This is a genomic window from Cypionkella sp. (assembly GCF_030652235.1).
Lineage (GTDB): Bacteria > Pseudomonadota > Alphaproteobacteria > Rhodobacterales > Rhodobacteraceae > Cypionkella.
Genome location: NZ_JAUSBA010000032.1, coordinates 42,353 through 68,576, shown reverse-complemented (window position 1 = coordinate 68,576; position 26,224 = coordinate 42,353). Strand labels below are relative to the sequence as shown.

General features: G+C 59.8%; 26 protein-coding genes. 17 read left to right on the top strand and 9 right to left on the bottom strand.

Going from position 1 to position 26,224, the window contains the following annotated elements:
* Positions 1-119 precede the first annotated feature (119 nt).
* The 7 genes from Q7V03_RS09970 to Q7V03_RS09940 all read left to right on the top strand — a co-directional run bounded on the left by Q7V03_RS09970 (position 120) and on the right by Q7V03_RS09940 (position 7,516).
* Positions 120-959 (top strand): arginyltransferase, encoded by an 840-nt coding sequence (locus Q7V03_RS09970; RefSeq protein WP_304925448.1) that lies wholly within the window; start codon positions 120-122, stop codon positions 957-959.
* Positions 956-1,330, top strand: a complete 375-nt coding sequence (locus tag Q7V03_RS09965) for a VOC family protein (RefSeq protein ID WP_304925447.1) — start codon at positions 956-958, stop codon at positions 1,328-1,330. The genes Q7V03_RS09970 and Q7V03_RS09965 overlap by 4 nt, the downstream gene beginning before the upstream one ends.
* A 457-nt stretch (positions 1,331-1,787) precedes the next feature.
* Positions 1,788-3,542 (top strand): acetolactate synthase 3 large subunit, encoded by a 1,755-nt coding sequence (locus tag Q7V03_RS09960; RefSeq protein ID WP_304925446.1) that lies wholly within the window; start codon positions 1,788-1,790, stop codon positions 3,540-3,542.
* Positions 3,543-3,608: 66 nt separating this feature from the next.
* Positions 3,609-4,169 carry an acetolactate synthase small subunit gene (gene ilvN, locus Q7V03_RS09955; protein ID WP_304925445.1) on the top strand — a complete coding sequence of 187 codons (561 nt, stop codon included), beginning with the start codon at positions 3,609-3,611 and terminating at the stop codon, positions 4,167-4,169.
* Positions 4,170-4,250: 81 nt separating this feature from the next.
* Complete coding sequence (locus Q7V03_RS09950) at positions 4,251-6,224, top strand: heme lyase CcmF/NrfE family subunit (protein ID WP_304925444.1); 1,974 nt, start codon at positions 4,251-4,253, stop codon at positions 6,222-6,224.
* Positions 6,221-6,670 (top strand): cytochrome c-type biogenesis protein CcmH, encoded by a 450-nt coding sequence (locus Q7V03_RS09945; protein WP_370651100.1) that lies wholly within the window; start codon positions 6,221-6,223, stop codon positions 6,668-6,670. Before Q7V03_RS09950 ends, Q7V03_RS09945 begins: the two co-directional genes overlap by 4 nt.
* Before the next feature lie 63 nt (positions 6,671-6,733).
* Entirely contained in the window at positions 6,734-7,516 is a 783-nt protein-coding gene (locus Q7V03_RS09940) for an enoyl-CoA hydratase-related protein (RefSeq protein WP_304925442.1), read from the top strand.
* 212 nt (positions 7,517-7,728) lie between these two features.
* Here the strand turns inward: Q7V03_RS09940 and Q7V03_RS09935 are convergent, their stop codons facing one another.
* The gene (locus tag Q7V03_RS09935) at positions 7,729-8,160 is read right to left on the bottom strand and encodes an Lrp/AsnC family transcriptional regulator (protein ID WP_304925479.1); all 432 of its coding nucleotides are present in this window, start codon (positions 8,158-8,160) and stop codon (positions 7,729-7,731) included.
* A gap of 107 nt (positions 8,161-8,267) precedes the next feature.
* On the opposite strand from Q7V03_RS09935, the gene rocF reads away from it, so the two are divergent.
* On the top strand, positions 8,268-9,191 hold the full coding sequence (gene rocF / locus Q7V03_RS09930) for an arginase (RefSeq protein WP_304925441.1): 924 nt from the start codon (positions 8,268-8,270) through the stop codon (positions 9,189-9,191).
* Positions 9,192-9,199: 8 nt separating this feature from the next.
* The gene (locus Q7V03_RS09925; protein ID WP_304925440.1) at positions 9,200-10,243 is read left to right on the top strand and encodes an ornithine cyclodeaminase; all 1,044 of its coding nucleotides are present in this window, start codon (positions 9,200-9,202) and stop codon (positions 10,241-10,243) included.
* A 73-nt stretch (positions 10,244-10,316) separates the two neighbouring features.
* On the opposite strand, the gene Q7V03_RS09920 is transcribed toward Q7V03_RS09925, so the two are convergent.
* Together Q7V03_RS09920 and Q7V03_RS09915 are read right to left on the bottom strand one after the other, a co-directional pair.
* Positions 10,317-11,363, bottom strand: coding sequence for a lysine-2,3-aminomutase-like protein (locus Q7V03_RS09920; protein ID WP_304925439.1), 1,047 nt, complete (start codon positions 11,361-11,363; stop codon positions 10,317-10,319).
* 63 nt (positions 11,364-11,426) lie between these two features.
* Positions 11,427-11,696 carry an usg protein gene (locus Q7V03_RS09915; RefSeq protein ID WP_304925438.1) on the bottom strand — a complete coding sequence of 90 codons (270 nt, stop codon included), beginning with the start codon at positions 11,694-11,696 and terminating at the stop codon, positions 11,427-11,429.
* A gap of 193 nt (positions 11,697-11,889) precedes the next feature.
* Here Q7V03_RS09915 and gyrA point away from each other — a divergent pair, with 193 nt between their 5' ends.
* The 6 genes from gyrA (at position 11,890) to gluQRS (ending at position 18,172) form a co-directional block, all read left to right on the top strand.
* A complete protein-coding gene (gene gyrA / locus Q7V03_RS09910; RefSeq protein WP_304925437.1) occupies positions 11,890-14,607 on the top strand; it encodes a DNA gyrase subunit A in 2,718 nt (905 codons plus the stop codon).
* The gene (locus Q7V03_RS09905) at positions 14,600-14,920 is read left to right on the top strand and encodes a hypothetical protein (RefSeq protein ID WP_304925436.1); all 321 of its coding nucleotides are present in this window, start codon (positions 14,600-14,602) and stop codon (positions 14,918-14,920) included. The genes gyrA and Q7V03_RS09905 overlap by 8 nt, the downstream gene beginning before the upstream one ends.
* Before the next feature lie 136 nt (positions 14,921-15,056).
* On the top strand, positions 15,057-15,431 hold the full coding sequence (locus Q7V03_RS09900; RefSeq protein WP_304925435.1) for a DoxX family protein: 375 nt from the start codon (positions 15,057-15,059) through the stop codon (positions 15,429-15,431).
* Between the two features lie 108 nt (positions 15,432-15,539).
* On the top strand, positions 15,540-15,890 hold the full coding sequence (locus Q7V03_RS09895) for a DUF6614 family protein (RefSeq protein WP_304925434.1): 351 nt from the start codon (positions 15,540-15,542) through the stop codon (positions 15,888-15,890).
* A 42-nt stretch (positions 15,891-15,932) separates the two neighbouring features.
* A complete protein-coding gene (gene trmFO, locus Q7V03_RS09890; RefSeq protein WP_304925478.1) occupies positions 15,933-17,261 on the top strand; it encodes a methylenetetrahydrofolate--tRNA-(uracil(54)-C(5))-methyltransferase (FADH(2)-oxidizing) TrmFO in 1,329 nt (442 codons plus the stop codon).
* The gene (gene gluQRS / locus Q7V03_RS09885; protein WP_304925433.1) at positions 17,249-18,172 is read left to right on the top strand and encodes a tRNA glutamyl-Q(34) synthetase GluQRS; all 924 of its coding nucleotides are present in this window, start codon (positions 17,249-17,251) and stop codon (positions 18,170-18,172) included. The genes trmFO and gluQRS overlap by 13 nt, the downstream gene beginning before the upstream one ends.
* On the opposite strand, the gene hisI is transcribed toward gluQRS, so the two are convergent.
* Positions 18,167-18,523: a phosphoribosyl-AMP cyclohydrolase gene (gene hisI, locus Q7V03_RS09880; RefSeq protein ID WP_304925432.1), complete on the bottom strand. Its 357-nt coding sequence runs from the start codon at positions 18,521-18,523 to the stop codon at positions 18,167-18,169. The genes gluQRS and hisI overlap by 6 nt on opposite strands.
* 61 nt (positions 18,524-18,584) lie before the next feature.
* On the opposite strand from hisI, the gene Q7V03_RS09875 reads away from it, so the two are divergent.
* Positions 18,585-19,049: an iron-sulfur cluster assembly scaffold protein gene (locus Q7V03_RS09875; protein ID WP_304925431.1), complete on the top strand. Its 465-nt coding sequence runs from the start codon at positions 18,585-18,587 to the stop codon at positions 19,047-19,049.
* A gap of 136 nt (positions 19,050-19,185) precedes the next feature.
* Here the strand turns inward: Q7V03_RS09875 and Q7V03_RS09870 are convergent, their stop codons facing one another.
* From Q7V03_RS09870 to Q7V03_RS09850, 5 genes are all read right to left on the bottom strand, one after another.
* Positions 19,186-19,308 (bottom strand): hypothetical protein, encoded by a 123-nt coding sequence (locus tag Q7V03_RS09870; RefSeq protein WP_304925430.1) that lies wholly within the window; start codon positions 19,306-19,308, stop codon positions 19,186-19,188.
* 146 nt (positions 19,309-19,454) lie between these two features.
* Positions 19,455-21,539: an ATP-dependent DNA helicase RecG gene (recG, locus tag Q7V03_RS09865; protein ID WP_304925429.1), complete on the bottom strand. Its 2,085-nt coding sequence runs from the start codon at positions 21,537-21,539 to the stop codon at positions 19,455-19,457.
* Complete coding sequence (gene ligA / locus Q7V03_RS09860) at positions 21,536-23,650, bottom strand: NAD-dependent DNA ligase LigA (protein WP_304925428.1); 2,115 nt, start codon at positions 23,648-23,650, stop codon at positions 21,536-21,538. Before ligA ends, recG begins: the two co-directional genes overlap by 4 nt.
* Positions 23,651-23,722: 72 nt before the next feature.
* Positions 23,723-24,433, bottom strand: coding sequence for a response regulator transcription factor CtrA (gene ctrA / locus Q7V03_RS09855; protein WP_304925427.1), 711 nt, complete (start codon positions 24,431-24,433; stop codon positions 23,723-23,725).
* 95 nt (positions 24,434-24,528) lie between these two features.
* Complete coding sequence (locus tag Q7V03_RS09850) at positions 24,529-24,807, bottom strand: DUF1153 domain-containing protein (RefSeq protein ID WP_304925426.1); 279 nt, start codon at positions 24,805-24,807, stop codon at positions 24,529-24,531.
* Between the two features lie 138 nt (positions 24,808-24,945).
* On the opposite strand from Q7V03_RS09850, the gene mnmA reads away from it, so the two are divergent.
* On the top strand, positions 24,946-26,079 hold the full coding sequence (gene mnmA / locus Q7V03_RS09845; protein ID WP_304925425.1) for a tRNA 2-thiouridine(34) synthase MnmA: 1,134 nt from the start codon (positions 24,946-24,948) through the stop codon (positions 26,077-26,079).
* Positions 26,080-26,224: the final 145 nt, after the last annotated feature.

Genomic DNA, 26,224 nt, shown 5'->3' with positions numbered 1-26,224 from the left:
CTTTTGTTTGTGCAAGGTTTCCGCTGACTTGACCCGCGCGGATCGCGCGTCTGATTGCGCTTGGCGGCGGGGCTTGGCCTTGCTAGGGTATGCTTTCCCTAACCTTGCGGCCCGAGACAATGCGCCACACCCTTCCGATTGCGCCCCAGTTTTACGTGACGGCTCCGCAGCCCTGCCCCTATTTGGAGGGGCGGATGGAACGCAAATTGTTTACGGCTTTGCAGGGCGATCAGGCGCAACGGTTGAATGACTCGCTGTCGAAACAGGGGTTTCGGCGCAGTCAGAACGTGCTTTATCGGCCGTCTTGTGCGGAATGTTCGGCCTGTCTGTCTGCGCGGATCAGGGTGGCCGATTTCAAACCCAGCCGCACCCAGCGCAAGATTTTGAAGAACGCCGCCCATCTGCGCCGCAACGCCACCAGCCCTTGGGCGACGGAAGATCAGTTCACTTTGTTCCGCCGTTACCTTGATGCCCGCCACGCCGATGGCGGCATGGCCGATATGGATGTGTTCGAATTCGCCGCGATGATCGAGGAGACCCCGATCAAAAGCCGGGTGATCGAGTATACGCGGGCGGGCGGGCCGGGCGAGTCCGGGCGGCCCTTGGCTTGCGTCGCGCTGACCGATGTTTTTGATGACGGGCTGTCGATGGTTTACAGCTTTTATGACCCCGATATGATTGATCTGTCTTTGGGGACGTTTGCCATTCTGGACCATATCGCCATCGCGCGCGAGGCTGGGCTGCCTTACGTCTATCTGGGCTATTGGGTGCCGGGCAGCCGCAAGATGAACTATAAGGCCGGGTTCAATGCGCTGGAAATTTTCAAACATGGCGCGTGGCAGGACATTGGCGATCCCGCCGATCACCGGGCCGAGTTGCATCCGCTGTCGGTCGACCCGATTGCCGAGCAGGTGGCGCGGATTTCGCTGCCCGAGGCGCGCAGCGTGCCAAGGGAATGATTGGCGCGCTGGCTTTGGTGGTGCCGGATTATGATCAGGCGATCCGGTTCTTTTGCGACGGCTTGGGGTTTACACTTACCGCCGACAGAGATCAGGGCCACAAGCGTTGGGTGACGGTGCAGCCTGCGGGCGGCGGGGTGCAGCTTGTGTTGGCGCAGGCCAAGGATACGCGCGAGCTTGCGGCGGTGGGGGATCAGGCGGGCGGGCGGGTTTGGCTGTTCCTGCATACCGATGATTTTGCCCGCGATGCAGCACGGATTGTCGCAGCGGGTGGGGTGTTTGAGGAAAGCCCGCGCCATGAGGCATATGGCACGGTGGCGGTGTGGCGCGATCTTTGGGGCAATCGCTGGGATCTGTTGCAACCCGCTTAAGACGATGTGTCCGCCCTAACGGCTTTTCCCCGCGGGGAATGACTTGTGGTTTTCGGCGGGTGTATCCACAACATACAGCCCTGAAGCGCCGGCGATATATATGCAAAAAAAGCGGCATGGCTGCGGCTGTTGGTCGCGAGTCGGGGGAAATTGAATGATCCAGACCTGTGCGAATTGCTAAAATTGCTTAATTTCGCACATTATCGCAATTAAAGTTCAAAAAACTGCATCTGAGCGACACTTTCCATGTCGATTTGCAGTTGACGACCCTGCCGCACCGCCCTAGTTTCCCCAACGAAGCTCAAGGGGTCTGTAATGCTCAGCATTCTAGTCGTCGTAAGGATAAAGCGCATGGGCCGGTAACGGTTTGACCATCAGGTTTCCCATGCGCCCCCGAGTAACCTCCGGGGGCTTTTTGTTGGCCAAGGCCCAAAGCGGGCAAGATAGGATTGAAGCAATGACGCGTCAGATGACCGGAGCACGCATGGTAGTTCAAGCCCTGAAGGATCAGGGTGTTGAAGTTGTCTTTGGTTATCCGGGTGGCGCAGTGCTGCCGATCTATGACGAGATTTTCCAGCAAAACGACATCCGGCATATTTTGGTGCGGCATGAGCAGGGTGCCATTCATATGGCCGAGGGCTATGCGCGATCGACGGGTAAAGTGGGCGTGGCTTTGGTGACGTCTGGCCCGGGGGCGACGAATGCCGTGACGGGCCTTACCGATGCTTTGCTGGACAGCATCCCGCTGGTGGTGCTGACCGGCCAAGTGCCGACCTTTATGATCGGCACCGATGCGTTCCAAGAGGCCGATACCATTGGCATCACCCGGCCCTGCACCAAGCACAACTGGCTGGTGAAGGACACTGAAAAGCTGTCGGAAACCATCCATCAGGCGTTTCATGTCGCCTCCCACGGACGCCCCGGCCCGGTGCTGATCGACATTCCGAAAGACGTGCAATTCGCCACCGGCACCTACACGCCGATGGAAAAAAGCCGGGTGTCGCATTACCAGCCGCGTGTGAAGGGCGACCCCGAGGCGATTGCGGCGATGGTCGAGATGATGGAAACCGCTGAACGTCCGGTGTTTTACACCGGCGGCGGCGTGATCAACTCGGGCGTGCGCGCCAGTGCTTTGCTGCGCGAATTTGTGGCGGCAACAGGGTTTCCGATCACCTCGACCCTGATGGGTCTGGGGGCTTATCCGGCCAGCGGCACCGCTTGGCTGGGCATGTTGGGGATGCACGGGCTTTATGAAGCCAACCTCGCGATGCACGGCTGCGATCTGATGATCAACATCGGCGCGCGGTTTGATGACCGCATCACCGGGCGGATCCCTGATTTCTCGCCGAAATCGCGCAAGGTGCATGTCGATATTGACCCGTCCTCGATCAACAAGGTGATCCGGGTGGATGTGGGGATCGTTGGCGATATTGCGCATGTGCTGGAAGAGGCGCTGGCGCTGTGGAAATCACGCGGCAGCCGGGTGAACCAAGCCGGCCTTGCAAAGTGGTGGGCGCAGATTGCCGAATGGCGGGCGGTGAAATGCCTGACCTATAAAAACTCGGCATCGGTGATCAAGCCGCAATATGCGCTGGAGCGTTTGGAAGTCCTGACCAAGGGGATGGACCGTTACATCACCACCGAAGTTGGCCAGCATCAGATGTGGGCGGCGCAGTATTTAGGCTTTGAAGCGCCGAACCGTTGGATGACGTCTGGCGGCCTCGGGACGATGGGCTATGGCTTGCCTGCGTCGATTGGCGTGCAGATTGCGCATCCTGACAGTTTGGTGATCAACGTGGCGGGCGAAGCGTCTTGGTTGATGAACATGCAGGAAATGGGCACCGCGATGCAGTTCCGCGCGCCGGTCAAGCAGTTCATCCTGAACAACGAGCGGTTGGGGATGGTGCGGCAGTGGCAGGAATTGCTGCATGGCGAGCGCTATTCGCAATCGTGGTCAGAGTCGTTGCCGGACTTTGTGAAGCTGGCGGAAGCCTTTGGCTGCAAGGGGATACAGGTAACCGACCCCAAGGATCTGGACGATGCGATCATGGAAATGATCCGCTATGACGGGCCGTTTATCTTCGATTGCCGGGTGGAAAAGCACGAGAATTGCTTCCCGATGATTCCGAGCGGCAAGCCGCACAACGAGATGCTGCTTGGTGATGCCGATACCCAAGGTGTCATCAGTGACAAGGGCGCGGTTCTGGTTTGAGATGTCGCGCCGGGGGGCTCGCCCCCCGGACCCCTGAGGATATTTTTACACAGAGGATGACCAAAGATGTCTCCGCTAAACATCAAGAAAAGTGCCTCCAGCCATTCGGCCTATGAGTTGCGCGACCCGAATGCGCCGGTGATTGAGACGCATACTTTGGCGGTGATCGTCGAGAACGAGCCGGGGGTTTTGGCCCGGGTGATCGGTTTGTTCACCGCGCGCGGCTATAACATCGACAGTCTGACGGTGGCCGAGGTGGATCACAGTTCGCATCGCAGCCGGATTACCGTGGTGACGACGGGCACGCCGGAGGTGATCGTGCAGATCAAGGCGCAACTGGCCCGCATGGTGCCGGTGTATGAGGTGCATGATCTGACGGTTGAGGGGCCTTCGGTGCAGCGCGAGCTTGCGTTGATGAAGGTGGCAGGCAAGGGCGAGGCGCGGATAGAGGCGTTGCGCTTGGCCGAGATTTTCCGCGCGCATGTGGTGGATTCGACGCTGGAGTCTTTCGTGTTCGAGATGACCGGGACGCCCGAGAAGATCGACTCGTTTGCCGAATTGATGCGGCCTTTGGGCTTGCGGGAGATGGCGCGGACGGGTGTGGCGGCGCTGTCGCGCGGCGTGTGATCAAGCCTGCGCGACACGTTCGCGCAGGCCATTTCCGCCAGAACGTATTTGGCCTATACCGGGTTTAATCGGGAGGCCGTCATGATCATTGAATTTGGACATTTCACCTTGGTGCTGGCCTTTATGGTCGCAGTGGTGCAATCCACCCTGCCGCTGTGGGGCGCGTATCGGCGTGATGCGCGGTTGATGGCGGTGGCCGACCCTGCGGCGGTGGTGCAGTTTTTGCTGATCGCCACCAGCTTTGTGGCGCTGACGTACGGCTTTGTCACCTCGGACTTTTCGCTGAAACTTGTGGTCGAGAATTCGCATACCGCCAAGCCTTTGCTGTATAAATTCGCCGGCGTCTGGGGCAACCATGAGGGGTCTTTGCTGCTGTGGGTGCTGATCTTGGCAGCGTTTGGCGCTTGTGCGGTTTGGTTTGGCGGCAACCTGCCCAGTGCGCTGAAGGCGCGGGTGTTGGCGGTGCAGGGCTCGATTGGCGTCGCATTCATGGCGTTCATGCTGCTGACCTCGAACCCATTCGTGCGGCTGGAAAATCCGCCGATGAACGGCAATGATCTGAACCCGCTGCTGCAAGACCCCGGTTTGGCGTTTCATCCGCCGTTTTTGTATCTGGGCTATGTCGGGCTTTCGATGAGCTTTTCTTTCGCCATCGCCGCCCTGCTGGAGGGCCGTGTTGATGCCGCCTGGGGCCGCTGGGTGCGGCCTTGGACGCTGGCGGCGTGGGTTTTTCTGACCATTGGCATCGCGATGGGATCGTGGTGGGCGTATTATGAACTTGGCTGGGGCGGGTTTTGGTTTTGGGACCCGGTGGAGAACGCAAGCTTTATGCCTTGGCTAATCTCGGCGGCTTTGTTGCACTCGGCCATTGTGGTGGAAAAGCGCGAAAGCTTGAAGGCTTGGACGGTACTGCTTGCGATCTTGGCCTTTGGATTCTCGCTGACGGGGACCTTTATTGTGCGATCCGGCGTGATCACATCAGTGCATGCCTTTGCCAATGATCCAGAGCGGGGGGTGTTTATTTTGGGCATTCTGGGCGTGTTCATGGGCGGGGCGCTGACGCTGTTTGCGTTGCGCGCCAGTGTGTTAGAGGCCAAGGGTGTGTTTGCGGTGGTCAGCCGGGAAACCGCGCTGGTGGCCAACAACCTGCTGCTGGCGGTATCGGCTTTTGTGGTGTTCATCGGCACGATCTGGCCGCTGATTGCCGAGTTGGTGTTCGCCCGCAAGCTGTCGGTGGGTCCGCCGTTCTTTGATGCCGCCTTCACGCCGTTTATGGTGGTGCTGGCGATCATTCTGCCTGTGGGGGCGATGTTGCCGTGGAAGCGGGCGGAAATCCGGCGGGCGATGCGGCCTTTGCGCGGGGCTTTGGTGTTGGCTTTGGCGGTGGGGCTGCTGGTTTATGCGGTGCAGACCGGCAAAAGTGCTTTGGGTCCGGTGGGGGCTGCGTTGGGCGCTTGGGTTGTGATGGGCGCGCTGATTGACCTGTGGCAGCGGCTGGGGCGTGGGTCTGTCGGGGATCGGTTCAGCCGTTTGCCCCGCCTGCCCCGCGCTGATTTGGGCAAGGTTGTTGCCCATTCTGGTATGGGGGTGACGATCTTTGCGGTGGCGGCGATGACGGCTTGGGTGACGGAAGATATTCGCACCGTTAAAATCGGCGAAAGCTTTGCCTTGGGCGGTTATGACGTGACCTTGCAGGCGGTGAACCAAGTTGAGGGGCCGAATTACCTCTCGACCATGGCGGATATGATCGTGCGGAAGGCGGGCGTTGTGGTGGCAAGTCTGCATCCCGAAAAGCGGATGTATCCGGTGGCCGGGATGCCAACAACCGAGGCTGCGATTGATCAGGGGGTGTTTCGTGATCTGTATCTGGTGATCGGCGATGCCCAAGACGATGGCGGCTATGCAGTGCGCAGTTACATCAAGCCGTTTGCCAACTGGATTTGGGGCGGCGCGTTGCTGATGGCCTTGGGCGGCATGCTCAGCCTGTCGGATCGACGGTTCCGGGTGGCAGCGGGGGCGCGGCGGTCTGAGGCTGTTGCGGTGGCCGCGGAATGATGCGGGCGGTCTTAGTGGCGCTGCTGCTGCTGGCCTCGCCTGCATTTGCGGTGCAACCCGATGAAATCCTAAACGATCCGGGGCTGGAGGCGCGGGCGCGGGCGATCTCGCAAAACCTGCGCTGCCCGGTGTGTCAGGGCGAGGATATCGACGATTCCAACGCGCCAATCAGCCGGGATTTGCGGCTGGCGGTGCGCGAGCGGCTTGTGGCGGGCGACAGCGACACTCAGGTGATCGATTATGTCGTGGCGCGCTACGGCGAATTTGTGCTGTTCAGCCCGCGCGCAGAAGGGTCGAGTTTGATGCTGTGGCTGGCGGGACCTTTGATGCTGCTGGCGGGGGCGGGTATCGCTTTGGCGATGAGCCGCAGGCGGGCGGTGGCGGCTGAGGCCGAAACGCTGTCCGAGGCCGATAAGGTCAGGCTGGCCGAGTTGCTGACAAAGTGACGCGGGGTTTCACTGGTGGCAGTGCCCTGCCCTGATACTGTGGCTGCAAACAGGGGAGACGCCATGTTTCAGTGCATAACGTATCAACTTGAGGCGGGCGTGGCGGTGATCACGCTGAACCGGCCCGAGGTGATGAACGCGCTTTCGACGCTTTTGCGCGCCGAGATGCTGGCGGCGGTGCTGCGCGCGGGCACGCAAGCGCGGGTGCTGGTGATCACCGGCGCAGGTCGGGCGTTTTGCGCGGGGCAGGATTTGGGCGATGCCGCCGGGCAGCAGCTGGGGGCGGCGCTGGACCTAGAGCGCGTGCTGAATGAGGAATATGTGCCGCTGTTGAAGGCGATCACCGATTGCCCGATCCCGACGATTTCAGCCGTGCAAGGGGCGGCTGCGGGGGCTGGGGCGAATTTGGCGCTGGCGGCGGATGTGGTGATAGCCTGCGAGAGTGCGTCGTTCATTCAGGCGTTTACCCGGATTGGTTTGGTGCCGGATGCTGGCGGCAGCTATTGGTTGCCGCGTCAGATCGGTCTTGCCCGCGCGATGGGGGCGGTGTTGTTTGCCGATAAGGTGACAGCGAGTCAGGCCATGGATTGGGGCATGATTTATGAATGTGTTCCAGATCAGGGGTTTGCGGCGCATTGGCAGGCGCGGGCTTTGAGTTTGGCGCAGGGGCCAACGCGGGCCTACCACGGCGTGAAAACCGCGTTGCGGGCGTCATTCGGCAATGATCTGGATCAGCAACTGGCTTTGGAGGCGCGGTTGCAGGGGGAATGTGGGGCGACCGAAGATTTCCGCGAAGGGGTGGCGGCATTTCTGGAAAAACGCGCGGCAAAGTTTCGCGGGGCCTGAAGTTAGAGCGGCCAGCCCTGCGCCTGCCAGTGATTTCATCTGTGTTTAAAGTGCCGGCGCCGGAGGCTTGCGGCGTCGATGGCAGGAGCCTCCGGCGGGAGTATTTTCGCCAAGATGAAACCATTCAGCGGCCAAGACCCGAAAGGGCGACGCCGCTGCGGCGGGAAGCAAATTTTAATCTTGTTTGAAGTGAATCGAGGCGGTGGGTTGGTCTACCGCCGCCCGGCCTTGCGGGTAGAGAGCAGCAGGTTGGTTTCCGAGGTTAAAACGCCGTCAATATTGCGGATGCGGTTGATCACCTCATCCAACTCGATCAGGGTTTGGGTGGAAATCTCGGCAATCAGGCTCCATTTGCCATTCGTCGAATGCACGGCCATCACCGCGGGGATGCCTGCGAGGCGCGCCATCACTTTCTCACCGCCCTTGCCCTCGATGATGATCATCATCAGCCCGCGCACCGGGGCTTCGGCGACATCGGAACGGGTCAGCACGGTGAAACCGGCGATTTCGCCCCTGGTCGTCAGTCGCTCCATCCGGGTGCGCACGGTGGCGCGCGACAGGCCGAGGCGTTCGGAAAGGTCGGACAAAGCCGCACGGCCGTCGCGGCGCAACTCGGCAATCAGGCGCGTGTCGGTTTCGTCCAACATGGTCAATTATCCTGCCATTATGTGAGGTGGATTGTGCAAAGCGTCCTAAATATCTGTATGATTCGACGCAAGATGGAAAGAGTATTGCGGCAGAGGAGAATCCCATGCCCAACACCATTCTGATCGGTGCGCCGATTGACGAAGGCCAGCGCCGCCCCGGCTGCGTGATGGGGCCGACCGCTTACCGTGTCGCGGGGCTGGCGCAAGCCATCCACGAATTGGGCCATGGCGTGGAAGACTGGGGCGATATGGTGCTGCCCGCCCTGCAGGCGGTCAGTTGCCCGAACCCGGCGGTGCACAGCTTGGCCGAGGTCTTGGGCTGGACCGAAGTTTTGGCGGATAAGGTGGACGATGCTTTGTCTCAAGGCGGGTTGCCGATTGTTTTGGGCGGCGATCATTCTTTGGCTTTGGGTTCGGTCGCGGGGGCTGCGGCCTATGCGGCGCGGGTGGATCGCCCGCTGTTCCTGCTGTGGTTGGATGCGCATTCCGATTTTCACACCCCACTGACCACGCAAAGCGGCAATCTGCATGGCACGCCTGTGGCCTATATCGCGGGCCGTGAGGGGTTTGAGGCGTTTCCACCCTTCCCCGCACCGATCCCGGCGGCGCGGATTTGTCTGTATGGCATCCGTTCGGTAGACCCTGCCGAACATGCGGCACTGTTGAAACATGACCTTGCAATCAATGACATGCGGGTGCTGGATGAGCGTGGCATCGTCGCCCCGTTGCGGGAATTTCTGGATATGGTGCGCGCGGCGGGCGGCATGCTGCATGTCAGTCTGGACGTGGATTTTCTTGACCCTTCGATTGCGCCGGCCGTCGGCACCACGGTTCCGGGCGGCACCACCTTTCGTGAGGCGCATCTGGTGATGGAATTGTTGCACGAATCCACACTGGTGACCTCGCTGGATCTGGTCGAGTTGAACCCGTTTCTGGATGAGCGCGGCCGCACCGCGAAATTGATGGTCGATCTGGTGGGCTCGCTGATGGGCCGCAAGGTGTTCGACCGCCCCACCCGCAGCTTTTGAGGACCCCGATGAACACGCCATCGCATCAGGCCTATGTGCCTTTCGTCTCTGTCGATAACATGCTGAAACTGGTGCTGCATCTGGGGGTGGAGCGGGTTTTGATCGATCTGGCCGCCGAGATTGAGGCCGATTTCCACCGCTGGCCTTTGTTTGACAAAACCCCACGGGTGGCCAGCCATTCCGATGTTGGGGTGATTGAGTTGATGCCGACATCTGACGGCGAAACCTATGGCTTTAAGTATGTCAACGGCCACCCCAGCAACATGAAGCAAGGCTTGCAAACCGTTACAGCCTTTGGACTTTTGGCGGATGTGGCAACGGGTTATCCGGTGCTGCTCTCTGAGATGACCATCCTGACCGCGCTGCGCACGGCAGCGACGAGCGCGATGGCCGCAAAGTGGTTGGCGCCTGCGGGCAGCACAGTGATGGCGCTGATTGGCAACGGCGCGCAGTCGGAATTTCAGGCTTTGGGCTTTAAGGCGATCTGCGGCATAACCGAGGTGCGACTTTACGACATTGACCCCGAAGCCACCGCGAAATGTGCGGCGAATTTGGCGGGGCGCGGCTTGAAGGTGGTGTCTTGTGGCTCGCCAGAAGACGCCATTCTGGGCGCGCAGATCATCACCACGGTGACGGCGGACAAACAATATGCCACGATCCTGACCGATAATATGGTGGGGTCTGGCGTGCATATCAATGCTGTCGGCGGCGATTGCCCCGGCAAGACCGAGTTGCACAAGGATATTCTGCTGCGCGCGTCGATCTTCGTCGAATATCCCGAGCAAACCCGGATTGAGGGCGAGATTCAGCAGCTTGCGCCCGATCATCCGGTGATCGAGTTGTGGCAGGTGATGAATGGCCAAGCCAAGGGGCGGACGGACGCGCGCGAGATCACGCTGTTTGATTCTGTGGGCTTTGCGGTCGAAGATTTCAGCGCGCTGCGCTATGTGCGCAGCAAGCTGGCGGAAACCGGGCTGTTCACCCAGTTGGATATGATCGCCGATCCGGATGATCCGCGCGATTTGTTTGGGATGATCTTACGGGCGGGTTGAGCAGACGCTTCTCAAGCCTTGCGGCTTTTGTCGCTTAGCCAATCTGCCATCCGGGCGCGGAAAACCGTCAGGCTTAAGGCGCGTCAGGATCGCGGTAAGCGTGCCGCCTGCCCTGCCAATCGGTGATCTGGTAGGCGTCGCCTGTGGGCTCTACATAGCCGGGGCCGATGGGGACTTTGCCAAATCCGCCGGGAATATCCAGCACATAGGTCGGCAGGCCAATGCCGGAGAGCCGACCGCGCAGTTGTGCCATGATCGCTTGCCCTGCCGCGATGGTGGTGCGGAAATGGCTGGTGCCGCGCGCAAGATCGCAGTGATGCAGATAATACGGCGTTACGCGGTGGCGCAGCAAAGTGCGGAACAGGCTTTCCAGCGTGGCGGCGCTGTCGTTGATGCCTTTCAGCAGAACGGTCTGCGACAGCAACGGAATTCCGGCATCGGCGAGGCGTTTCAGCGCAGCCTGCGCGGCAGGCGTAATTTCCTGCGCGTGGTTGGTGTGCAGCACAAGGTAGGTGGTGGGTCGGGCGCGCAGGGCTGCGATCATGTCATCGGTGATGCGCGCTGGGGCCACCACCGGCACACGGGTGTGAAAGCGCACAATTTCAACATGCGGGATCGCGGACAGGCGCTGCATCAGCGCGCTTAGGCGGCGGGGTGACAGCACCAAAGGGTCACCACCGGTCAGGATCACCTCCCATATCGCCGGAGTGGCGGCGATGTAGGCCAGCGCGGCTTCCAGATCGGCTTCGGGCAAAGCGCCCTCCTCGCCCACCGCTTCACGGCGGAAGCAGAAGCGGCAATAAACCTCGCAGGTGTGGGTTGCGGCAAGGATCACCCGATCTGGGTAGCGATGGGTCAGCCCCGGCGTGGGGCTGTAGGTGATGTCGCCGATCGGGTCGTACAGTTCCTCGGGACGGATGGTGAGCTCTGCCGTATCGGGTAGGAATTGGCGGGCGATTGCGTCATCGGCATCGATCATAGCGGCCTGCATTTCGGGCGAGACACGGATGCGGAACGCCTCGGCGACCTGCTGCAAGCCATCGGCCCGATCGGCGGGGGCAAGCCCAGCCTCGATCAGATCTTCAACCCGCGTCAGGGCGCGCTGTGGCAGAATTGTCATTGTGGCCGCCTGCAAAACCTCAGCGGCGCTTATCCGCGCGCCGAGGCGGAATGGCAAGCGCGGCTAATGCAGCCGAAATTCGCCCACCACATTGCGCCATTCGCCCGGTGCGATCAGTTTGCGATGGGTGAATCGCACCGAATGCAGCGGGCCTTCGATCTGGCTTTGCCAAAACTCGATAAAGCCGAAAAGCTGCGGATAATCCGGGGCAAGATCATAGTCTTGCCAAGTGAAGCTATTGAGAACATTAAGGTAATCCGGCATCCGGTAGTATAGTTCTGCCGTTGTCAGCCCGTAGCCTTTCAGCATCAATTCCGTCTCAGTGGCGTGCATGGGGTGCCTGCCTTTCCAAAGCCCACAAACCTATCCTGCGCCCCACATATTAATTTTCAATGAAAACAGTGTGTTATCACTCACATCGCGCTGCTGCCAAAGCCATTTGCGCGCCTGCCTTGCACCCCAAATGCGCGATAGTGTAAGGTAGCGGCAACCATATCTAGACCCAATACAGGAAGGCGCGGCCCAAGTGACCGACACTCCGGAAACCCCTGAAACGGCTGACGAAAAACCGATCCGCATGGCGCATGACGGGCCGCAGATCGACATCGCCGCCGAGATGAAAACCGCCTATCTCGATTACGCGATGAGCGTGATCGTGAGCCGCGCGATCCCTGACCTGCGCGATGGCTTGAAACCGGTGCATCGGCGGATTTTGTTTGCGATGCACGAGACCAACAACGGCCACGACAAGCCTTACCGCAAATCGGCGCGCCCGGTTGGCGATACGATGGGCAAATACCACCCGCATGGCGATTCTGCGATTTATGATGCGCTGGTGCGGATGGCGCAGCCGTTCTCGATGAGCCTGCCTTTGCTGGATGGGCAGGGCAATTTCGGTTCGATGGACGGCGATACCGCGGCGGCGATGCGCTATACCGAAGTGCGGATGGACAAGCCTGCGGCGTTCCTTTTGGCGGATATCGACAAAGACACCGTTGATTTCCAAGACAATTATGATGGCAAAGACCGCGAGCCGACTGTGCTGCCGGCGCGGTTCCCCAACATGCTGGTCAATGGCGCGGGTGGTATTGCGGTGGGTATGGCCACCAACATCCCACCGCATAACCTGGGCGAAGTGATCGACGGCACTTTGGCGATGATCGCCAATCCGGACATCAGCATTGAGCAGTTGATGGAAATCATCCCTGCCCCGGATTTCCCGACAGGGGCGACGATTCTGGGCCGGGCTGGCGCGCGCAAAGCCTATCTGGAGGGCCGTGGTTCGGTGATTATCCGCGCCAAAACCCGGATTGAAGAAATTCGCTCTGGCCGCTTTGCGATCATCATCGACGAGGTGCCGTATCAGGTCAACAAAGCCCGGATGATCGAGATTATCGCCGAACAAGTGCGCGAGAAGAAGATCGAAGGCATCGCCCATGTGCAGGATGAATCCGACCGGATCGGCGTGCGGGTGGTGATTGAGCTGAAACGCGACGCGACAGCGGATGTGGTGTTGAACCAGCTTTATCGCTTTACGCCGATGCAAACCTCGTTTGGTTGTAACATGTTGGCGCTGAACGGCGGGCGGCCTGAACAACTGACGCTTGCCGATTTTCTGAGACATTTCATCACCTTCCGCGAGGAAGTTGTAGCGCGCCGCACCGCGTATGAGTTGCGCCGCGCCCGCGAACGCAGCCACATCCTGTGCGGTTTGGCGGTTGCGGTTTCCAACGTTGATGAGGTGGTGGCAACCATCCGCTCGTCGGCGGACCCTGCGGAAGCGCGCGAACGGCTGATGACGCGGCGCTGGCCTGCCGGGGAAATCATCCCCTATATCAAGCTGATTGATGACCCAAGCCATCCGATCAACGACGACGGCACCTATAACCTGTCAGAACTGCAAGCCCGCGCGATTTTGGATCTGCGCCTGCAACGCCTGACCGCGATGGGGGTGAAAGAGATCACCGACGAGCTGCAAGAGCTGGCCGGTAAGATCAAGGATTACCTTGAGATTCTGGGCTCGCGTGAACGGATCATGGCGATCATTTCGACCGAACTCAGCGAAGTGAAGTCGATGTTTGCGGTGCCGCGCCGCACCGAAATCGTCGATTGGGCCGGCGATATGGAAGACGAAGACCTGATCGAGCGCGAGGATATGGTCGTCACCATCACCTCTGGCGGCTATATCAAGCGCACGCCGCTGATCGACTTTCGCAGCCAGAACCGGGGCGGCAAGGGATTGTCGTCGATGGCGACCAAGGAAGACGACGTGGTCACCACGCTTTTCGTCGCCAATACCCACACGAATCTGCTGTTTTTCACCACCGATGGCATGGTCTACAAGCTGAAAACCTGGCGCTTGCCCTTGGCGGGGCGGACGGCCAAAGGCAAGGCGATGGTGAATATTCTGCCAATCACGCAAGGGGTTAGCATTGCCGCGTTGATGCCTGTGGACGCACCCGAGGCCGACTGGCAAGACCTGCAAATCGTGTTTGCGACCAGCGACGGCGATGTGCGGCAGAACGATCTGTCGGATTTCACCAATGTGATGCGCAACGGCAAAATCGCGATGAAACTGCCGGAAGGCGTGTTCTTGGTGAACGCGGCGATTGCCGATGAGAACGACGACATCATGCTGGTGACGGCGGGCGGGCGGGCCATTCGCTTCTCGACCCAGGAAATCCGCGTGTTCAAATCGCGGGGCTCGACGGGCGTGCGCGGTGTGCGTTTGGGCAAAGACGACAAAGTGGTGTCGATGTCGATCATCCGGCATTTTGAGGCCGAACCTGATGAACGCGCGGCTTATCTCAAGCAGCGTCGCCTGATGGCGGGGGCCGTTGAGGATGATGCAGAGGCGGATGACGATGAAGACGCCGTCAGCGCGGGTCAGCTTTCCACCGAACGCTACGCTGAGATGTCTGCGGCCGAAGATCTGATCCTGACCATCACCACTTCGGGGTCTGGTAAGCTCAGCTCCAGCCACGATTATCCGGTGCGTGGGCGCGGCGGTATGGGCGTCAAAGCGATGGACGGCGCGATGCGCGGCGGGTCGCTGGTGGCCTCGTTCCCGGTCGATATGAGCGATCAAATCATGCTTGCCACCTCCACCGGGCAATCCATCCGGGTGCCCGTTGACCAAATCTCGTTCCGCTCGCGTTCCGCAGGCGGGGTGAAGGTATTCAACACCGGAAAAGGTGAAGAAGTGGTTTCCGTGGCACGGGTTGCTGAACAGGCTGATGAATAATCTTGAGGCGCGGCTGGCTGAACTGGCCGCGCTTCAACAGACCACCACCTACGGCCAACTCGCGCGCGATCTGGCGATTCCCGGCCCCGGTGCGATTGCGAAACTGACGCAAGCGCTTGAAACCCTGATGGAAACAGATGCCGCAGCGGGTAAACCTTTGCGTGCGGCTTTGTGCGCGGGGCGGTTGGCGCAGGGTCTACCTGCACCGGGGTTTTTTGAGAAAGCCGCAAGTCTGGGATATGATTTGGGCGACAATCCTGAGGCATTTGCGCAACAGCATCGTCTAAAGCTGTGGGCGCGCCCCAAAAACTGATCGGTTTTCTGTGCATCCCCGCAGATCACGCGCGCGCTGACACCTATTTCATGCAAAACTGCCGCAGGTTAAACCCGTTCAGATGCCGAAACCCAATATCGGGCTTGGCCGTAGCAAACGGATATCAAGATCAATCATGGATAAACTCTCTCCCTACGCCCCGCTGGTTGCGCGCATCTTCATCGCCGCGCTGTTTTTGATCGCAGGCTTTGGCAAACTGAGCGACGTTGCTGGTTTTGCGGGCTATATGGCCTCGGCTGGTCTGCCGCCGATGTTGGCTTGGCCCGCGATTATTTTCGAGTTGGCCTTGGGTGCGTCGATACTTCTCGGCTTCCAGACCCGGATTATGGCACTGCTGGGCGCTGGATTCTGCATCGTCGCGGCTGTGCTGTATCACAATCCGTCCGATCCGGCGCAAATGACCAATTTCCTGAAGAACTTGGCGATTGCAGGCGGTTTCCTGATGCTGTTCGCGCATGGCGCGGGTGCTGTGGCTGTCGACAAGCGCTGAATTGAACGAAAGTTTGCGGATGGGCCGGGGGAAACCTCGGTCCTTTTTTATGCCCGCTTAACGGCTTGGCAACAAATTGCTGCTTTCCTGATGCGGACAGGAGGCGGCATGAACATCTATCACTGCATGATCGAGCTGAAAGACGGTGCCCGCGCTTTGGCCTTTGCGGCGGCGGTTGCGGCTTGGATGAGCTATCTGAAAACCCAAGGGCTGATCCTGGATTGGCGGTTGTTGCGGCGCAAATTCAGGCTGGCCTCTGGCACGCATACCGATTTTCTGCTGGAAATTGACGTCGGAGGCTTGGCCGACCTTGATGCGGCGTTCGCAGCGCTTTCCACCCCGGATGAGGCCGCCGAGCGACGATATGACCACATGCATCAGATGATCGCGCAGATTGAGGTTGGGCTCTATCGCCGTTTCCCCGATGCAGCGCAACGCGAACGCATCGCCTTGATCTAGTGCCACCTTGATCTGGGCGGCATGCAGGGCTACATCGCGGCTATGACACAAGAATTGCACATCATCGGCGGCGGCATGGCCGGATCAGAAGCAGCTTGGCAAGCGGCAGAGCAAGGCGTGCGCGTGGTGATCCACGAGATGCGGCCTCAGGTGGGCACTTTCGCGCACAGGACCGGTAATTTTGCCGAAATGGTCTGCTCAAATTCGTTCCGCTCAGATGATGATGAACGCAACGCTGTGGGGCTTTTGCATTGGGAAATGCGGGCGGCCAATGGGTTGATCATGGCGATGGCCGAGACGCATCGTTTGCCCGCAGGCGGCGCGCTGGCGGTGGACCGTGACCCGTTTGCCGAGGCTGTGACAGCAAAGCTGAACGCGCATCCGCTGATTTCCTCGTCGTTTGAGGAAGTGACCGAACTGCCAGATCAAGGCAGTTGGATCATCGCCACCGGGCCTTTGACCTCGGGCGCACTAGCGCAAAGCATCCGTGCCGCGACCGGGGCCGATGCTTTGGCGTTTTTCGACGCGATTGCGCCGATTGTCTATGCGGAATCGGTGGATATGTCGCTGGCCTGGATGCAAAGCCGCTACGATAAGGGCGAGACGGTGGAAGAACAGACCGCCTATATGAATTGCCCGATGACCAAGGACGAATACTACGCCTTCATCGACGCCCTGCTGGCGGCCGAGAAAACCGAGTTTCATGAGGGCGAAACTGCAGGCTACTTCGACGGATGTTTGCCGATTGAGGTGATGGCGGAACGCGGACGCGAGACGTTGCGCTTTGGTCCGATGAAGCCGGTGGGGCTGACCAACCCGCACAATCCGATGAAGCCCTATGCCGTGGTGCAACTGCGCCGCGACAACAAATTGGGCACGCTTTACAACATCGTCGGTTTTCAGACCAAGATGAAACACGGCGCGCAAACCGCTGTTTTCAAAATGATTCCCGCGCTGCACGACGCCAGCTTTGCCCGGTTGGGCGGCATCCACCGCAATACCTTCATCAACTCACCCACCTTGCTGGATGATCAAATGCGGCTTAAATCACGGCCCAATATCCGCTTTGCCGGGCAGATTACCGGGGTGGAAGGCTATGTCGAATCCTCGGCGATGGGGTTGCTGGCGGGCCGGATGGCCGCCGCAGAATTGCAAGGCCGCCTATTGCCGCCGCCGCCGCCAGATACTGCGATGGGCGCGCTGATCACCCACATCACTGGCGGGGCCGACGCGAAAACCTTCCAGCCGATGAACGTCAACTTCGGGCTGTTTCCCCCGATCGATGCCCGCGGTGGCCGCAAAGGGCGCAAAGACCGCTACAAAGCCTATACCGACCGCGCAAAAGAATCGTTCACGGAATGGCTTTCGTAACCCGCTTTGCGCCCTCACCCACTGGCCCCCTACATCTGGGTCATGCCTATTCGGCGATGTTGGCGCATGACATGGCAGTTGCCGAGGGTGGGAAATTTCTGTTGCGGATTGAGGATATTGATCGCAGCCGCAGCAAGCCAGAATGGGAAATCCAAATTTATGAGGATTTGCAATGGCTTGGCATCTGGTGGGACGAGGCGCCGCAGCGCCAGTCAGATCGGCTTGTTGACTATAGAAAGGCGCTTGATGGTCTTTGGCTGCGCGGGCTGATCTATCCCTGTCGCTGCACACGTCGCGATATCGAAACAGCACTTTCCGCACCGCAAGAAGGCGCTGAAGTTCCTGTTGGCCCAGATGGCATAATCTACCCCGGCACATGCCGCAGCGAAATGGCTTTCGAGCGGAGCTTTCCCGAAACCTATCCGAGGCCCAATGACGCCAATCTTCGGCTCGATTTGGGCTGCATCGCGGCTAATCTGGTTTTTGAACATAGGATCGACAATGCGCATGGCGGTGGGCATTGGCAGACATCCTATCGCGAAACCGGGATTGGTCCGAACGGCCAATCCGGGCTTATCGCGTTTTCGCCCGAGGATATGCAGACAGAGGTTGGTGATTTCGTCATCGCGCGCCGCGATATGGGCACGTCTTATCACCTGTCGGTGGTGCTGGATGATGCTGCACAAGGCATGACTCATGTGGTGCGCGGCGCCGACCTATCGGAAGCCACACGAATTCACGTATTTTTACAACGGCTTCTGGGTCTGCCTACGCCAATCTACCACCATCATCGCCTGATCCGCGACGATCACGGCAAGCGGCTGGCCAAGCGCGACGATGCCCGAGCTTTGTCGAAATACCGTGCCGAAGGCGCGACGCCCGCCGATATTCGCCGTATGGTTGGGCTATAAAGGTTCGGAAATCACCACCTCGCCGCCGTCCCGCACCGCGGTGTAAAAGCAACTGCGCCGATTGGTGTGGCAGGCCGGACCCACTTGCGTCACCAGTGCCAGCAGACAATCGCGGTCGCAATCAACCCGCAGTTCGACCAAACGCTGCACATGGCCCGAGGTTTCACCCTTGGCCCAAAACTTGGCCCGCGAACGCGACCAATAGGTCATCGCCCCGGATTCCAGCGTGCGCGCCAGCGATTCCGCGCTCATCCAGGCCATCATCAGCACCTCACCCGAAGCGTGATCCTGTGCAATGCAGGGAATCAGGCCGTTGGCGTCATAAGTCAGCGTTGTGGGGTCGAATTGCATCGGCTTCTCCTTGGCGAAGGCGTTCTATCGGCTTATCTTGCGGGTTAGAAAAGGGGAAGCCATGAGCGATAGTGATCTCGTCAGATCCAGCGACAGCGATCTTGTCACACTCTATTCAGGGCGGATTTTGGCGCTGGCCGCCGATATTGCGCATCTGGGCCGCCTGCCCGCGCCAACCGGGACTGCGCGCAAGCGTTCGCCGCTGTGCGGATCAATGGTGACTGTCGATGTGGTGATGAAAGACGGCCGTGTTGTCGATTTCGGGCAGGATGTGAAAGCCTGTGCGCTGGGTCAGGCCTCGGCGGCGATCTTGGGTGAGGTGATTCTGGGCCGAAGCCTTGCAGAACTGGAGGCCGCGCGCGAGATGCTGCGCGCCATGTTGAAAGACAATGGCGCGGTGCCCGCAGCCCCGTTTCAAGGTTACGAAGTATTAATCCCAGCGCGCGCGTATAAGAATCGCCACGCCTCTATTCTTTTGGCGCTGGACGCCGCCTGCGAGGCTGCCGCGCAAGCAGAGGCCGCATAAAAAAACCGCCGCACATCCAATCGGATGGCGGCGGAAAGTGGCGTTCTTTCACCAAGGCAGTGGCTGGGCAGCCACGCGGCGCATCACGTGGGGACAGATGCGCAGGCCCGGTTCGACAAGACCGCAGGCAGAACCTTCAAAGCGTACCAGACATGCCCAATCCGGCGAAAAGCAGCGCAAACAGCGAAACAACTCCAACAGCTTCGGCCATAAGGCTGGAGTTGGACCGTTTCAGGATTTCGATAATCTCGGTGAACATTGCGACCTCCGTTTGGTTGTTGCCATATTGTTCTCATGTTCTTAACCGCATGTAAAGAACTTTGTAAGAACATTTGTGAACTTATGAGAACACAACCCATGCAGAACGCTTTGGTTCCCAATCCCCAGACACAAGATTGTGAGGTTTCAGCCGACAGAGATCAGTTTTATCGCACGATCTTGATCCAACAGCCATAATAGCACACGGGCAGCCTTGCCGCGTGGGCTGCTCAGATCAGGGTCCACCGCCAACAACGCGCGTGCGTCTGATTGTGCGACGGCCATCAGCCCGGCTTGCCGCTCCAGATCGGCGACCCGGAAGCGTGGCAGGCCGGATTGCGCGGTGCCGATCAGATCGCCCGCGCCGCGCATCGACAGATCTTCTTCAGAGATCCGAAAGCCGTCTTCGGTGTCGCGGATCACCTTCAAGCGCCGCGCGCCACTTTCCGAAAGCGGCGCTTGATAGACCAGCAGGCATGTAGACTCGACGCTGCCGCGCCCGACCCTGCCGCGCAACTGGTGCAACTGCGCCAGACCAAAGATTTCGGCGCGCTCGATCACCATGATCGAGGCATTCGGCACATTAACCCCGACCTCGATCACGGTTGTGGCCACCAAAATCTTGGTTATCCCGGCCACGAACCGCGCCATCGCGGCGTCTTTCTCGGCCACCGGCATCTGGCCATGCACCAGCCCCACCACATCGCCCAAAGCCGCGCGCAGCGACTCGAACCGTTCCACCGCACTGGCATAATCGACCAGCTCGGATTCCTCGACCAAGGGGCAGACCCAATAGGCCTGCCGCCCCTCGGCCACGGCGCGGGCGAGGTGGCCCACCACCTCATCCATCCGCGTGCCGGAAATCATCACCGTCTTGATCGGCTTGCGCCCTGCGGGCTTTTCATCCAGCACCGAGACATCCATATCGCCGTAACTGGCCAACGCCAGACTGCGCGGGATCGGCGTGGCGGTCATCACCAGCACATCCACCGCCTGCCCTTTCGCGCCAAGCTCCATACGTTGTGAGACGCCAAAGCGATGCTGCTCATCGACCACAGCAAGACGAAGGTCATGAAAATGCACATCCTTTTGAAACACCGCATGGGTGCCCAGTAGGATCTGAATTTGGCCATCCAGCAAGGCCGCCAGTTTGGCCGCACGCTCTGCGCCCTTGTCGCGCCCGGTCAACAGCTCTAAACGGATGCCCGCAGCCTCGGCCAAAGGCAGCAAGCCCTCTCGGTGCTGGCGCGCCAGAATTTCGGTCGGGGCCATCAGCACGCCCTGCCCGCCCGCCTCCACCGCCGTCAGCAGCGCGAGGAAGGCCACCAAGGTTTTGCCAGATCCGACGTCGCCCTGCAACAAACGGTTCATTCGCAACGGCTGGGCCATATCTTGCGCAATCTCGGCCACGGCCCGGGTTTGTGCGGCTGTCGGCGCATAAGGCAGCGCGGCCAAAACTTTGGCGTGAAGTGCGCCAGAGCCTACGCTTGCCACACCATTGCCCCGGCGCAGATGCGCGCGGGCCAGGGACAGCGTCAGTTGATGGGCAAAAAGTTCATCATAAGCAAGACGTTGCCGGGCGGGATGCGTGAACGCCAAGCCCGCCTGATCCTGTGGCGCATGGGCTGTTTCCAAGGCTGCACGCCAATCCGGCCAAGCCTCACGCGCCTTCAGGTTGGGGTCGATCCACTCTGGCACCAGCGGCGCGCGTGCCAATGCCGAGGCCGCAGCTTTGGCGACTTGCCGTTGGGTAACGCCAGCGGTCAAGGGGTAGACCGGCTCAAACAACGGCAACTCGCCGGCCTCTTCGGGGCGCAACACATGATCCGGGTGCACCATTTGCGCAATACTATCAAAGAGTTCGACCTTGCCAGATACCAGACGGCGCTGGCCTGTCGGCAACAGCTTTTGCAGATAGTCGCCGCGCGCATGGAAAAACACCAGTTGGAACTCCAGCGCCGCATCGCGCACCATCACCCGGTAGGGGCGGCCTTTTTGCCGGGGCGGGAAATGGCTGCCGACCTCGACCTCGACCGTTACCGTGCAGGGTGGCACGACATCGCGGATCGAGGCTTTGCGCGAACGGTCCACAGCGGAATGTGGCAGTAAAAACAGCAGGTCTTTCGGCTTTTCCACCCCCAAAAGCGCAAAGGCCTGCGCGGTTTTCGGGCCAACACCGTCCAAAGTCTCTAACCCGGCAAACAGCGGAAACAGAATTTCCGGGCGGCTCATGCCTGACCTATCAGGGCCAGCCAGCCGTCTTCATCAATCACCTTAACCCCATGTTTTTCGGCATCTTTCGCTTTCGACCCCGCGCCCGGCCCGGCAATCAGCAGATCGGTTTTGGCCGAGACCGAGCCCGCAACCTTGGCCCCCAAAGCCTCGGCCCGCGTTTTCGCTTCTGCCCGCGTCATCTTTTCCAGCGTGCCAGTGAACACCACGGTTTTTCCGGCAACCGGGCTGTCCACCGGCGCGCGGGCTTGCACGGATTGCACGGAAAGCTGGGCTACCAAAGCGTCAATCGCCGCGCGCTCTGAGCCGTTTTGAAATGCCGCCACCAGCGAACCCGCCAGCACCGCCCCCACACCATCAATCGAAATCAGTTCGGCCCATTCCGCGCTGCCCGGCAAAGCGTGGGTGATCGCTGCCTCGAAGGCATGCCAAGTGGTATAATGTCGCGCAAGCAGGCTTGCCGCAGCCTCGCCAACATGGCGGATGCCAAGGCCAAAGATCAGCCGATCCAGCGGGATGTTGCGCTTGACCTCAATCGCCGCGAACAGTTTCTTTGCGGAAACTTCGCCAAATCCATCGCGATTTTTCAGCCTTTTCAGACCGTTGGCCTCGTCACGTGCCGCGAGGGTAAAAATATCCGCTGGGGTTTTCACCGGCAGATCGGCATCATGAAAAAACATTTCAATCTGCTTGGCACCCAAGCCTTCAATGTCAAACGCCCCGCGCGAGACGAAATGTTTCAACCGCTCCACCGCCTGCGCCGGGCAGATCAGACCGCCGGTACAGCGGCGCACCGCATCGCCGGGTTCGCGATGCGCAACCGAGCCACATTCCGGGCAAATACCCGGAAAAACATAAGGTTGCGCGTTGTCGTCGCGGCGCTCTAGGTCCACATCGGCAATCTTTGGGATCACATCGCCCGCACGATACACCTGCACCCAGTCGCCAACGCGGATGTCGCGGCCCTCGCGGATCGGGTTGCCCTTGGCGCCGCGCCCGGCGATGTAATCTTCATTGTGCAGCGTCGCGTTCGACACTACGACGCCGCCGACCGTCACCGGCGCCAGCCGCGCCACCGGCGATAGCGCCCCGGTGCGGCCGACCTGAATGTCGATCGCCTCCAGCCGGGTCCAAGCCAGCTCGGCCGGGAATTTATGCGCAATCGCCCAGCGGGGGGTGGCGGAGCGGAAGCCCAGCCGCGCTTGCAAGCCAAGATCGTTGACCTTGTAGACAACGCCGTCGATGTCATAGCCCAAAGCCGCCCGATGGACCTCGATATGGCGATACTGCGCCAACATCTCCTCGGGGCCCGCGCAAAGCACGGTCAGCGGGTTTGTTTTAAATCCCAACTGGTTAAGCCGCTCAATCGCGCCAAATTGGGTGGCCGCCAGCGGCGCAGACAACGCCCCCCAGGCATAGGCAAAAAACCGCAACGGCCGGGCGGCGGTGATGCTGGCATCCAGTTGCCGCAGGCTGCCTGCCGCAGCATTGCGCGGATTGGCGAAGATTTTCTCTGCCTTTTCCGCCTGCCTTTGGTTCAAAGCGGCGAAATCGACATGGCTCATATAGACCTCGCCGCGCACTTCCAACAGCTGTGGCGCATCGGTCAACTGCTGCGGTATATCCGTGATGGTGCGGGCGTTTTCGGTGACATTCTCGCCAACTTCGCCATCACCGCGTGTGGCCGCCTGCACCAGCACGCCGTTTTCATAGCGCAAAGATAGGGACAACCCGTCGATCTTGGGTTCGGCGGTGTAGGACAACGCGCTATCTGCACCGAGATACTTGCGCACCCGTTCGTCAAAATCGGCGATGTCGCCGTCTTCAAACGCATTCTCCAGCGACAGCATCCGAACCGCATGCGCGACTTTGCCAAAGCCATCCGCCACGCCAGCGCCGACCTGCTCGGACGGGCTATCGCTGCGTTTCAAGGCCGGAAACCGCGCTTCAAGCGCCAGATTTCGGCGTTTCAGCGCATCAAACTCGGCATCAGACAGCTCTGGCGCGTCCAGGGTGTGATAGGCGCGGTTGGCTGCCGCAATCGCTTCGGCCAGCCGTGCGAGTTCCACGCGGGCTTCGGCCTCGGTCAACTGCTCAAGATCCACCGCCATTGCCGCCCCCATTTCCGTTTCGCCCAAGTTATGCGGCGGGCAGGAAATGGGCAAGCGCAGGCAAAGCTTTGATCAAGCGCTGGCGACCAACCGCGGGGCCAAAGCCGGGCTTGGATCGCGCAGCACATAGCCACGGCCCCAGACGGTTTCGATGTAATTGGTGCCGCCCGTCGCCTCTGCCAGCTTTTTGCGCAGCTTGCAGATGAATACGTCGATGATCTTCAGCTCGGGCTCATCCATGCCGCCATAAAGATGGTTCAGGAACATCTCTTTGGTCAGCGTGGTGCCTTTGCGCAGGGACAGCAATTCCAACATCTGATATTCTTTGCCGGTCAGATGCACCGTCGCGCCTTCGACATCCACCGTCTTGGCATCCAGATTGACATTGACCCGCCCGGTCTTGATCACCGACTGGCTGTGGCCCTTGGAGCGCCGGATGATCGCATGAATGCGCGCCACCAATTCTTCACGATGGAACGGCTTGGTGAGGTAATCATCGGCGCCAAACCCAAAGCCTTTGATCTTGTTCTCGGTATCATCAGACCCCGAGAGAATCAAAATCGGCGTCTCGATCCGCGCAAGGCGCAACTGCCGCAGCACCTCATGCCCGGACATATCGGGCAGGTTAAGATCCAGAAGAATCAGATCGTAGTCATAAAGTTTCGCCAAATCGATGCCATCTTCACCCAAATCGGTGCAATAAACATTCAAGTTCGCGTGGGTCAGCATCAATTCTATACTACGGGATGTGGTGGGATCGTCTTCAACCAGTAAGATTCGCATTCTGAGGCTCCGGTCACAGGGTCTTGTTCGTGAATGACTTTGGCTGGCAATGGTTAACTACACGTTACTGTGACCGTATGAATCCCAAAAACAATCTAAAGTTGTCGGTACTTTTGAAGTGTTGTGACGCGCAGGGCTTTTTCGCCATGGGTTTCAACCGCTTGCCGCCAGAGCACGAATTCTTCCTCTGACAAAGCATAGCGTTCCAACGCCTCCGCCTCGGTGATCAGGCCATAAATCACGGCTTTGACCACCACAGCCTTGCGACTGGCCACCCAACGTTGGGTATCGGCAGGTGGTAAATCGGCGCGCGTCAGGATGCTGCCATCGGGCAGAGTGACCTGCCGGGGGCCATCAACTTTCTTGAGATACATCTTGGCTTCCTCGTTCATGCCGGGGCAGTTTGGCGGAACGGGCTTAAACAAGCGTAAAGCCGGGGGTTGAGAGTAGGTGGCATTTTCTTATATTGTGACCGAATGGCTTCAATGCCGCCCTACTCCCCGGATTTTATGATGTTTGATCAGCCGTTGAACTCGCTTGGTTTCGCCAAGCCCCCCGCAGAGACCCGCGTCGTCGTTGCCATGTCGGGCGGCGTTGACAGCTCGGTCGTGGCAGCACAACTGGCCGAAGAAGGCTATGACGTGGTCGGCGTCACCTTGCAGCTGTATGATCATGGCGCGGCACTGGCGAAAAAGGGCGCGTGCTGTGCCGGGCGCGATATCCATGACGCGGCGCGAGTGGCGGAACTTATGGGGTTCCCGCATTACGTTCTGGATTATGAGAACACCTTTCGCGAGGCGGTGATTGAGGAATTTGCCGACGCCTATCTGGCGGGGGCTACTCCGGTGCCGTGTATTCGCTGCAACGAGCGGGTGAAGTTTAAGGATTTGCTGGCGACCGCGAAGGATTTGAACGCCGATTGCATGGCGACGGGGCATTATATTCAGCGCAAAGTTGGCGATGGGCCAGAACTGCATATGGCGACAGATGCGAACCGCGATCAGAGTTATTTCCTGTTCTCAACCACGGCGGAGCAGTTGGATTACCTGCGGTTTCCTTTGGGGCATCTCGGGTCGAAGGCGGAAACGCGGGCATTGGCGGCAAAATATGGGCTGTCGGTGGCGGATAAGCCGGACAGTCAGGATATTTGCTTCGTGCCGAACGGCGATTATGCGGCGGTGATTGAGAAGCTGCGCCCCGGTTCGGCGGATCCGGGGGATATTGTCGATCAGGCGGGGCGGGTGCTGGGGCAGCATCGCGGGGTCATTCATTACACGATCGGGCAGCGCAAGGGGCTGGGGATCGGGGGGTTGGGTGATCCGCTTTATGTGGTGAAGCTGGATCCGGCTTTGCGGCAGGTGATCGTTGGGCCGAAGGAGGCTTTGTCGACGCGGGTGATACCGCTGCGCGAGATCAACTGGTTGGGCGATGAGGCGTTTGAAAGCCGTGCGGAGTGGCATTTGAATGTGAAGGTGCGCTCGACACGGCCACCGCGGCCTGCGGTGGTGCGGCCTATTTCCGCGACCGAGGCAATGGTGGAATTGCTCGATCCAGAGGATGGGGTGTCGCCGGGGCAGGCTTGTGTGTTCTATGCGCTGGAGGGCAGCCGGGTGTTTGGCGGCGGCTGGATTTGGCGCGGGCGGTGAGGGTCCCAACTCGGGACCATTGATAATATTGGGTTATTTCGGCGAGATGGGTTCTTGGTTAATGGAATGTGTAGCGCAAGGGGCTGGCCTTAGCCGGGGGTTTCACACCCCCGGCCCCCCGTGGAGTATTTTCGCCAAGATGAAA